The following is an 8,916-nucleotide window of genomic DNA, read 5'->3' on the forward strand; positions in this document are numbered from 1 at the left end:
GTCTAACCCTTTATCATCAACGAATTGCAGGTCAGATGGTTATACTGCTTCGAGCTTTAGTTGGCTGAGTACAGCCGGAAATCATCACCGTAATGTAGTGATGCCCAACATAGCCGCGCGTTTTTGGCGGCGATGGCCACAACAGCCCGCCAGTACCCTCTGCGCTCAACCAACATACAAACCCAACGGCTGAATGAGTCAGTCCTTTTCCCTGCGCCAATAAGCACTGAACGAGCCCCCTGAACCAGAAGCGTTCGCAGATACGAATCACCGGCTTTTGTGATCCTGCCGAGTTTCGACTTTCCGCTGCTGCTGTATTGTGATGGCGTCAGCCCCAGCCAGGCTGCCAGTTGACGTCCATTTTTAAAATCATGTGCATTACCGATACTGGCCACCAGTGCACAGGCCGTTGTGGGACCAACGCCCTTTAGCTCCATCAGCCGCTGACTGCGATGATCTGTTTTGGCTATGCGGGATAAAATTCGGTCATATTCAGTGATGTTAGCTTCAATGCGATCAACGTGTACCATCAAATCATCAACACATTGCTGAACCTCAAACCCCGTATCTGACGATTGGTAGAGAAGTGACTAAGGCCACCTAAGCCAGCATCAGAATGTGATTGCTATTTTTAATATTAATTTAGGTTTTTTTTGCGTGTTATCGATGCGCAAAAGACATCTTATCTGGCTGCCACTATCTCAATATGGAAAAATGACGGTTCGAATTCTAGGTCAAAGGAGGGATGTTATGTCGGGTTTTCATAACTGGCTACTTGAGATCGCTGGCGGCAATTACTTCCTCTACATCAAACGTCTTTCCGCCAACGACACCGGCGCAACGGGAGGTCATCAGGTTGGGCTTTATATCCCTTCAGCTATCGTTGAAAAGCTGTTTCCGACAATCAATCACACCGGTGTGCTAAATCCTTCGGTCCTTCTGACCGCGCATGTCTCCTCACACGACTGCCCGGACAGCCAGGCCCGAGCAATTTATTATAACAACCGCCATTTCGGTAAAACCCGGAATGAAAAAAGGATCACGCGCTGGGGAAGAGGCAGTCCACTTCAGGACCCTGAAAACACAGGCGCCCTGACGATTCTTGCCTTCAGAATCGATGAACAGAAACGGGATAGCCCGTCTGTAGACATCTGGGTGTGTGCCAGCACAAATGAAGAGGACGTAATTGAGGCGGCAATCGGCGAGATTGTTCCTGGCACCCTTATAGCCGGGCAGATTCTGGGAGGACTGTCTCTTCAGCAGGCACCCGTGAATCATAAATACGTGATTCCCGAAGAGTGGCATCAGCGCTTTCCGTCCGGTAATGAAATTATTCGTTATGCCGCAGGCCATTACGTGAAAAACTCCCGCGACCCGGATGAGCAACTAATTGACCGTCGGCGCATCGAGTACGACATCTTTCTCCTGGTCGAGGAACTGCATGTTCTGGACATCATCCGGGAAGGATTTGGCTCAGTTGATGAATTCATTGCGCTGGCCAATTCTGTCAGTAACCGCCGAAAATCAAGAGCCGGGAAGTCACTGGAACTGCATCTGGAACATCTTTTCATTGAGCACGGCCTGCGACATTTCGCCACACAGGCCGTCACAGAAGGGAATAAAAAACCCGACTTCCTGTTTCCTTCGGCTCAGGCTTATCACGACGCAGAGTTTCCCAGCGAAAACCTGCGCATGCTGGCGGTTAAAACCACCTGTAAAGACCGCTGGCGCCAGATACTGAATGAAGCCAACAGAATCCCCCGGATGCACCTGTTTACGCTGCAGGAAGGTGTTTCACAGGCGCAGTACAGGGAAATGCAGGAGGAAGGGGTCAGACTGGTCGTGCCTTCGTCGCTACACAAAAAATATCCGGAAGCGGTGAGAGCAGAATTAATGACGCTGGGAGCGTTTATTGCTGAGCTGACAGGACTTTATGCAGAATTGCCATAGATAACTGCCGGCAGACAATGCCGGCAGGTTTACTCAGACTTTTTCCGCTTTATTACCGGCAGAAACGGCTTTCAGGATGTAGGGTTCCAGCAGCTTAGCTACAGCTTCGAACACGGGCACCACAACGGAGTTACCAAACTGCCGGTATGACTGTGTGTCAGAAACAGGAATACGGAAAGGTTTGCCAGCTGGCTTCTCAAAGCCCATGAGGCGTGCGCACTCACGCGGGGTCAGGCGGCGCGGCCGGTGGGCCTGATTTTTTTCGTCCGCAAATTCTGCTTCTCCGGTAACCATATCCCAGCCACGGTCTATCAGTATTTCAGATCCGTCTTTGTGATAGCGGGCAGAGAGCGTGCGGGCAACGCTGTCTTTATTTTCAGGGTTAACAAGGCCAAAACCAAAACCGTTACCCTTAGCCGCATGCTTTTTAGCGTAGTTGTAGAGATACTCCCAGAGCTTCGGCGTCAGTATATATTTGCTGTCCACAACAGGCTCCAGCAGTTCGCCAAATGACGGCCGTAGTTCGGGATATAACCGGCTGACGTCGCGCAGGGAAAAGCCTTTGTGAATGTTAAGATCGCGGCGGAAACCAACCAGAACGATACGTTCACGGTGCTGAGGCAGGAAGTGCTTTCCGTCGATGACCTTAGGGTCACTTTTGCCGATATCGGAAGCATCCGAGACTTCATAGCCCAGCTCGTCAAGCGTCTCCATGATGACTTTAAAGGTTTTTCCCTTATCATGGCTTTTCAGGTTTTTAACGTTTTCCAGCACGAAAATGGCCGGTTTTTTGGCCCGGATAATACGCGCCACGTCAAAGAACAGCGTGCCCTGCGCCTCGCATTCAAAACCATGCGCACGACCCAGCGAATTCTTTTTGCTCACGCCCGCGAGGCTGAACGGCTGGCAGGGGAAACCTGCCAGAAGGACATCATGATCCGGCACATGCGCATTAATATGAGCATAGGCATCGGTCTCTGACACTTCAGTATTGTCACTAAGGGTGACTTCCCGGATATCAAGATTGAACGTATGTGCCTGCTCGTCATTGAACCAGTTGGCTTTATACGTGCGAACAGCCTCTTTATTCCATTCACTGGTAAAAACGCACTGGCCCCCGATGGCTTCAAAGCCTTTTCGTATTCCGCCAATACCGGCGAAAAGGTCAATGAACCGGAATGCATAATTCGGGTGATGAGGTGGCGGCTCAGGCAGCATTTTACGAAGAAGCGCTTCTTCAGCAGATGTCAGTGATTTAGGTTGACACTTACCATTGATCCATCGGTTAAGCGTTTCGCGGCTCCACTCGTTTTTGCCGACTTTTCTGAGCAACTCGGCTACATACTTCTGATCATAAATTTCCAGTACCTGCTCGATCAGCTTTTTATCATTCTCCTGCCTCAGTTCTTCTTCCACGGATGCTTTCTCAAGAAGATCCTGCGCCAGTAATTCAAATTCGGACATAATGCCTCCATGGGGTCTTATGGGTGAAAATGTATCACTCATTTGACCCAGAGGGAATTTTTTTATCTGGATATTTAAACAGTATCAATTATCAGCGCGAGACTGCTTCCGGTGCGCTTTACAATAGGGGATTGACGCTCAGCGGAACGGTTTTGCACCGTCAGGGACACTTTGTCATATAAATCAATACATTGAGATGGAAAAGAAAAAAACACTCAAAATGGTGTATTTTTAATCGCTAAATAGTATTTAACGGACACCGTTTTCCGTTAATCGATATTTCTCGCCTAACATGAGCGTTCATTCCACTGAGCGTCAGACCCCTTAACAAATTCTGACGCCTTCATGCCGCTGACGCGGCATTCACTGGACAGGCTGCACACTGCTCACCCGTCCGGCTACGTCTGAGAGGTAAGTGCTATGCAGGTTACTGAACAGCAGTACGGGGAACTGGAGAAGGTTTATACCATGATCGGCGCAGTGGTCCTCGCGCTGGCCGACGACGGTCTTGAAACCACACGGCTGCGCATTGCCGCATTCATTCGTGAAGAACTGGCGAAAACGGATGAATGGTCACCAGGTATGAAAACGGTCATGCTGAACGCGATCGATACGCTTGAAACCTATCCTGACCAGGAAATAGTGGAGTTACACCGCGACGGCGATGGCGGGGTTCTCTGAGAGATGCTGATGTCATAAAATACCGGTTATCAGGATCACCCTATGCTGTGGTCAGGCATCATGGAATATCTTATGGATAAAGAAAATCTGAACGTCAGTCATCTTGCCTGGTGCGGGCTGATTGCGCTGCATACCGCCCGTCTCGACGGGCTCGCTACCTCGCCCGCACAGGACAACCTCTTTCTGACCCGCTGGCTGGCTACTGCCGAGAAGCAGCGTCGTTTTGGCCGGGAGCTGGCCAGCGACATAAGCTGGCTGCTGAAAGAGGGGCGCCAGAAAGGCCTGCGTGCTGACCTGCCCGGCAAGCTCGATTACCTGTGGTCCGCCAGCAACGGCAACCTGAAGGCGCAGAACGATTTGTTCCGGCTGCAACACGTTCTGCACGCGGTGAAGATGACCTGCTGGATTTACATGGTGCTGGCAGAAGGCGAATGGAGTGGCCGACGGAAATTGCGTCTCAGCCCGTCCGTATCAGGCATCTACCTTAACCGTAACGCGCTGGACACCGGCTTTGATGAACTGGGTCAGCAGCGTATTCCCCTGCCTGCGCGCATTACCGGTGACCTCGCGGGGCTCGATGTGCTGCTGCAGCGATCGGGCTGGCGCCGCGAAGCCGCCGACGCTCAGGACGCGCAGCTGCATACCCTCCTGGCCGAAGGGTTTATTACAGCGTAAGGCCGAGTCTGCGATGAGGAACTATTGCAAGATACAGTGGTTGCCGTAACTTTAAGCTTCAGGAACGATGCTATCGCCGGGCATGACTGACGTTATGCAAATCGTTATTCATAAGCTGGAAATTCTTCCGGATGTGGAAAGCGCGGAGCCGCTCTGAAAACCCGTGCCGGTATTACACCGGTTATCAATGGCCCTTAAATCGACTGCCTGAGCTTTTCTGTTTGATGCTTTACCTGATGATTAGCGGAGCAGATTCACCGGTTTACAACCGGCAGCAGTCCCGGTTATAAATTTAGTGGATGATGTGCCGGTTCTGAAAAGGAGGAACCTGTGGAAGAAGAACAGGGACTGAGGATAGCGCTTTCGCCGGTGCAGCTGGCTGCTGTACTCTCTGATCGCAGCGTCAGTGAAGGTGAATCAGCCAGTAACCGTATATCCGGCGGGCTGGGGCTGGCGGGTGGCGTGGTGGAAATGTTCGGTGCAGGCGCCCTGTGCGTGGTGCCAGAGCCCACCATGCTGACCAAAGCCGGCTGCGTCTTTGTCGGAACGCACGGACTTGATACCATTCAGGCCAGTCTCCGGCAGGTCTGGACCGGCAGGCAGGTCAATACCGATACCTTTAATTCCGCCGTGGCGCTCGCTGAATCACTCGGCGCTGACCGCCAGACCGCCATGAAGGTGGGTCTGACGGTAGACATTGCCATTCCGATGGCGTTTGCGCTGGCGGCCGGTGCAGAGCGGGTCATTGCGGTACGCCGCGGCCGTTTCAGAATTGCTGAGCATGAGTCGCTTTCAGGACGCGCGCCCGGTGGCCACACCATTGAACGGCACATCGGAAAGTCGCCGCATGAGTTACGCGAAAGGCTTGTCAGAGAGCCCAGGCTTGAAGAATCCAGCAGCTTTAAATCACTGAGTGATGCTGAGTCAGTTATCAGCCGGGTGCTGGCTGATAATAAAAATCAGATAATGATGTGGGTGAAGAACGTTCCGCCTGGCATGCGGGCCCGCATGCGCCTGAGCCGGCGGTTTGCGCACCCCACGGGGATTATGGTACGCAAAGGAAATCAGGAGACCGTTACCTGTTATGCCGTCCGCGTGGTGATTGATTTCAGGTCGTTTAACGGAAAACCTTATTTTGTTCTGACTGCGTTTCCGGAGGTATAGTGTACCGTATCAGCATCAGCGAACTGGATAATTTTATCGGCGTATATTTCGGTCAGGATTACGTTATGGCCGAATCCGGACATGAGATAGAACCTAAAATTCAGGCCTACATTCATGATATGCCTGATGCAAATCTTCATGCCCTGCTGGCAGACATTGAACTGTTTCTGGACGGGTGCGACGATACCGAGCTGGATTTCCGGACGCATTACAAAGGGGAATTTGTGCCGGCGAACTGGGACACCACGGCGCAGGCGTTTCTGGCGCGGGTACAGGCGCGGGTGTCTGCCGCGCTTAAAAACCGTGAACGCTGACATCTGGCCGTCGATCCCCGCGAAGCAGTCAGCGTTGCCAGGTCCCTGTTCCTCCGGGTTCCCTTTTTACAGGCTACAGTGAATGCCCGGAGTGGCTCAGAATAACGGACATGCAGCGGACGAGCCGCCAGTGAACAGCCAGATACAAACCATTGTATTTTACCCTGCACAGGCATTGTGTACGTGCGATCCGCACTTTTACGAGCAACGATTTCATTCATCAGGGACCTGCCAGGAATAACGCCATGAACAGACATGAAGTGACGTCTGCGCTTTTCAGCAGCGCGGGATACGATGCGACTACCGGCGTGCTTGAACTGGAGTACCGTAACGGCGCGTGCCGGCAAAGGTGTATCAGGCCTTCTGTGCGGCCGCAGACAGCGACACTTTTTTCAGGACACCAGCATCGAGGGGCGCTACCTCTCTGTGCGGGGCAGCCTCAGCCTGCGGCGCGACGTCTGAGGCCATCATCTGCGCGTACGCATCATAGTTCTCCAGCGCCTGCTGGCGACAGTATCGGACGGGGGCCCTGCGCTCAGCCCGTACCCGGTAGCCACAGCGGCGCTGCCGGGCTGAATCCGTCAGCGTGGCTTGTACCCATGACCAGAACGCGCGTCCAGCATGCGGGGTCACACTGTAGCCGGCCTTTTTCATGATTTTACGGGCAATGCTCTCACTCCATTTACAGATGAGTGAAAGTGCCCCGTTAAAATCACCGCGTGATGTGAGCATGTTTATTTCGTGAAATTCGTTCATGGTTTCCCCTTCCCTGTGTGAATTATATTATCGGCAGGGATTAATAATGACTTAATCCGTATTTGTTATATTTTGTTTCGACAGTAACAGGGCGTTATTTAATTAATGAAACGCGCGGCGTGATAGAATATTTACTCATTTTCCCGGCAGGCGACCATCTATGAATAAATATAAAGCCAGAGTAATCGCGTTATGCGCGATTGTATTTATACCCTGTTCGTTCGCTACGGTGACGGCAGGATTCTCTCCCGGCGGCACGGCGCTGAACCTGATACTGCAGTTCGCCGGCAGCGCGCGCCAGAGCGTGGACGTGGCGGCCTATGACTTCACCAGCCAGCCCGTGGCGCAGGCGCTGGCTGCTTCCGTGGCGCGGGGCGTGACGGTACGGCTGGTTGCCGATGAAAAGAAAAGCCGGGACCGGTGGTCACTCGTCAGCGCGCTGGCCTGCGCGGGTGTGCAGGTGCGCGTCAAAGGCATGTACAGCATCATGCACAATAAATTTATTGTCACTGACGGAAGCGCGGTTGAAGCCGGGTCACTTAACTACACGTCATCGGCCGATAAAAGAAATGCTGAAAACGCACTGGTTATTACAGGCGAGCCGGAAACCGCGCGACAGTACCAGACGGAATTTAACCGTCTGTGGAATGAATCTTCGCCTGTAACGTGCTCTGAAACAGAAACTAATTAAGTCTTTATCGTAATCTTATTTCTTCTACCAGACACTAGTATGAATTCTGAGTATGCGCGGATGTAACTGATATGGCGTAATTGTGGCATCGACGTATACTGACATCATGAGTAATGAATTCATCCTTCATCACAGACATTACGGAAATACAGGTTTATTTCGAAAAGCTGAAAACTGGTCAGAAAGGAATATTTGAATGGCTTTCCAGAGTCCGGCCCATAACTACACAGAAGCACGCCTGAGTCTGGGTGACCTCGCTCATCTTTCACCTTATTCAACCTATCTGATGCGCAGCGACAGCAGCTTTCCTGATGCCGGCATCGTGAAAGAGTCTGTGCTGGCCATCGATCGTGCACTGGTACCGGCGCATGGCCAGCTCATCGTGGCCGAGTTCGACGGGGAGCTGACGCTGCGGCGCCTGCTGCTCGATCCTGTTCCCGCCCTGCAGGCGCCGGATTCAGATGAAACCATTACCCTGCTGGATGTGAGTCAGGGACTTCCCGTATGGGGTGTGGTTGCATACGCACTCACCGATGTGGCCGGGCTGGGATTCAACGGACCGGTGAGAGAGTAATCATGTTTGCGCTGGCCGATGCCAATAATTTTTATGCATCCTGTGAAACTGTATTCAGGCCGGATTTGCGCGGTAAGCCCATTGTTGTCGTGTCGAACAATGATGACTGTGTAATCGCACGATCGGTGGAGGCTAAACGCTTAGGGATTAAAATGGCGGCTCCGCTGTTTCAGAACGAGCGTTTTTTCAGGCAAAACGGCGTTCAGGTGTTCAGCTCTAATTACGAGCTTTATGGCGACCTGTCTGCACGCATGATGGACATCCTGGGCGAGATGGCTGCGGGACAGGAAGTCTATTCCATTGATGAATCTTTCCTGGATGTCACCGGAATTGGCAGCCTCATCCCGCTTGAAACGTTCGGACAGCAGATGCGCGAGCGCATACGGCGGGAGACAGGACTGATTATCGGTGTGGGGTTCGGGCCGACCAAAACGCTGGCCAAACTGGCCAACCATGCGGCCAAAAAGTGGACCCAGACACGGGGCGTCGTGGACCTGTCTGACCGGAGCCGTCAGCGCAGACTCCTGCATCTGACCGATGTCAGTGATATCTGGGGCATCGGCCGGCGCATCAGGCTGCGGCTTAATCAGCTGGGAATCACTACGGCTCTGCAGCTGGCGGACAGCAACGTCAGCATGATACGAAAG

At 52.6% G+C, this 8,916-nt stretch carries 10 protein-coding genes and 1 pseudogene; 8 read left to right on the plus strand and 3 right to left on the minus strand.

What is annotated here, in order from left to right; translation table 11 throughout:
• Window positions 1-56: 56 nt before the first annotated feature.
• Window positions 57-557, minus strand: a pseudogene (locus GS12_RS21215) (IS110 family RNA-guided transposase); the annotation flags it as partial.
• A 193-nt stretch (window positions 558-750) separates the two neighbouring features.
• Between GS12_RS21215 and GS12_RS21220 the strand changes: the two are divergent.
• A complete protein-coding gene (locus GS12_RS21220) occupies window positions 751-1,950 on the plus strand; it encodes a type II restriction endonuclease (protein WP_017802608.1) in 1,200 nt (399 codons plus the stop codon).
• A gap of 33 nt (window positions 1,951-1,983) precedes the next feature.
• Here GS12_RS21220 and GS12_RS21225 read toward each other — a convergent pair whose 3' ends face one another.
• On the minus strand, window positions 1,984-3,414 hold the full coding sequence (locus tag GS12_RS21225; RefSeq protein ID WP_017802609.1) for a DNA cytosine methyltransferase: 1,431 nt from the start codon (window positions 3,412-3,414) through the stop codon (window positions 1,984-1,986).
• A gap of 420 nt (window positions 3,415-3,834) precedes the next feature.
• Here GS12_RS21225 and GS12_RS21230 point away from each other — a divergent pair, with 420 nt between their 5' ends.
• The 4 genes from GS12_RS21230 to GS12_RS21245 all read left to right on the plus strand — a co-directional run bounded on the left by GS12_RS21230 (window position 3,835) and on the right by GS12_RS21245 (window position 6,248).
• Complete coding sequence (locus GS12_RS21230) at window positions 3,835-4,095, plus strand: DUF2767 family protein (protein WP_017802610.1); 261 nt, start codon at window positions 3,835-3,837, stop codon at window positions 4,093-4,095.
• 72 nt (window positions 4,096-4,167) lie between these two features.
• The gene (locus GS12_RS21235; RefSeq protein WP_026111902.1) at window positions 4,168-4,770 is read left to right on the plus strand and encodes a DUF2913 family protein; all 603 of its coding nucleotides are present in this window, start codon (window positions 4,168-4,170) and stop codon (window positions 4,768-4,770) included.
• 330 nt (window positions 4,771-5,100) lie between these two features.
• Window positions 5,101-5,934, plus strand: coding sequence for an RNase A-like domain-containing protein (locus GS12_RS21240; RefSeq protein WP_017802613.1), 834 nt, complete (start codon window positions 5,101-5,103; stop codon window positions 5,932-5,934).
• Complete coding sequence (locus tag GS12_RS21245) at window positions 5,934-6,248, plus strand: contact-dependent growth inhibition system immunity protein (RefSeq protein ID WP_017802614.1); 315 nt, start codon at window positions 5,934-5,936, stop codon at window positions 6,246-6,248. Before GS12_RS21240 ends, GS12_RS21245 begins: the two co-directional genes overlap by 1 nt.
• Before the next feature lie 354 nt (window positions 6,249-6,602).
• Here GS12_RS21245 and GS12_RS24690 read toward each other — a convergent pair whose 3' ends face one another.
• Window positions 6,603-7,004 (minus strand): hypothetical protein, encoded by a 402-nt coding sequence (locus GS12_RS24690; protein ID WP_034950593.1) that lies wholly within the window; start codon window positions 7,002-7,004, stop codon window positions 6,603-6,605.
• A gap of 160 nt (window positions 7,005-7,164) precedes the next feature.
• Between GS12_RS24690 and GS12_RS21255 the strand changes: the two genes are divergently transcribed.
• From GS12_RS21255 to GS12_RS21265, 3 genes are all read left to right on the plus strand, one after another.
• Entirely contained in the window at window positions 7,165-7,695 is a 531-nt protein-coding gene (locus GS12_RS21255) for a phospholipase D family nuclease (RefSeq protein ID WP_017802616.1), read from the plus strand.
• A 196-nt stretch (window positions 7,696-7,891) separates the two neighbouring features.
• The gene (locus tag GS12_RS21260) at window positions 7,892-8,269 is read left to right on the plus strand and encodes a peptidase (RefSeq protein WP_017802617.1); all 378 of its coding nucleotides are present in this window, start codon (window positions 7,892-7,894) and stop codon (window positions 8,267-8,269) included.
• A 2-nt stretch (window positions 8,270-8,271) separates the two neighbouring features.
• A partial coding sequence (locus GS12_RS21265; protein WP_034950594.1) for a Y-family DNA polymerase occupies window positions 8,272-8,916 on the plus strand: 645 nt, incomplete at its 3' end.

It is taken from the genome of Erwinia oleae (assembly GCF_000770305.1).
Taxonomy (GTDB): Bacteria; Pseudomonadota; Gammaproteobacteria; order Enterobacterales; family Enterobacteriaceae; genus Erwinia; species Erwinia oleae.

Bases quoted from the DNA above. Each gene is read 5' to 3' on its own strand.
- GS12_RS21220 (WP_017802608.1), top strand. From the start codon at position 751: ATGTCGGGTTTTCATAACTGGCTACTTGAGATCGCTGGCGGCAATTAC.
- GS12_RS21235 (WP_026111902.1), top strand. From the start codon at position 4,168: ATGGATAAAGAAAATCTGAACGTCAGTCATCTTGCCTGGTGCGGGCTG.
- GS12_RS21225 (WP_017802609.1), bottom strand. From the start codon at position 3,414: ATGTCCGAATTTGAATTACTGGCGCAGGATCTTCTTGAGAAAGCATCC.
- GS12_RS21230 (WP_017802610.1), top strand. From the start codon at position 3,835: ATGCAGGTTACTGAACAGCAGTACGGGGAACTGGAGAAGGTTTATACC.
- GS12_RS21255 (WP_017802616.1), top strand. From the start codon at position 7,165: ATGAATAAATATAAAGCCAGAGTAATCGCGTTATGCGCGATTGTATTT.
- GS12_RS21260 (WP_017802617.1), top strand. From the start codon at position 7,892: ATGGCTTTCCAGAGTCCGGCCCATAACTACACAGAAGCACGCCTGAGT.
- GS12_RS24690 (WP_034950593.1), bottom strand. From the start codon at position 7,004: ATGAACGAATTTCACGAAATAAACATGCTCACATCACGCGGTGATTTT.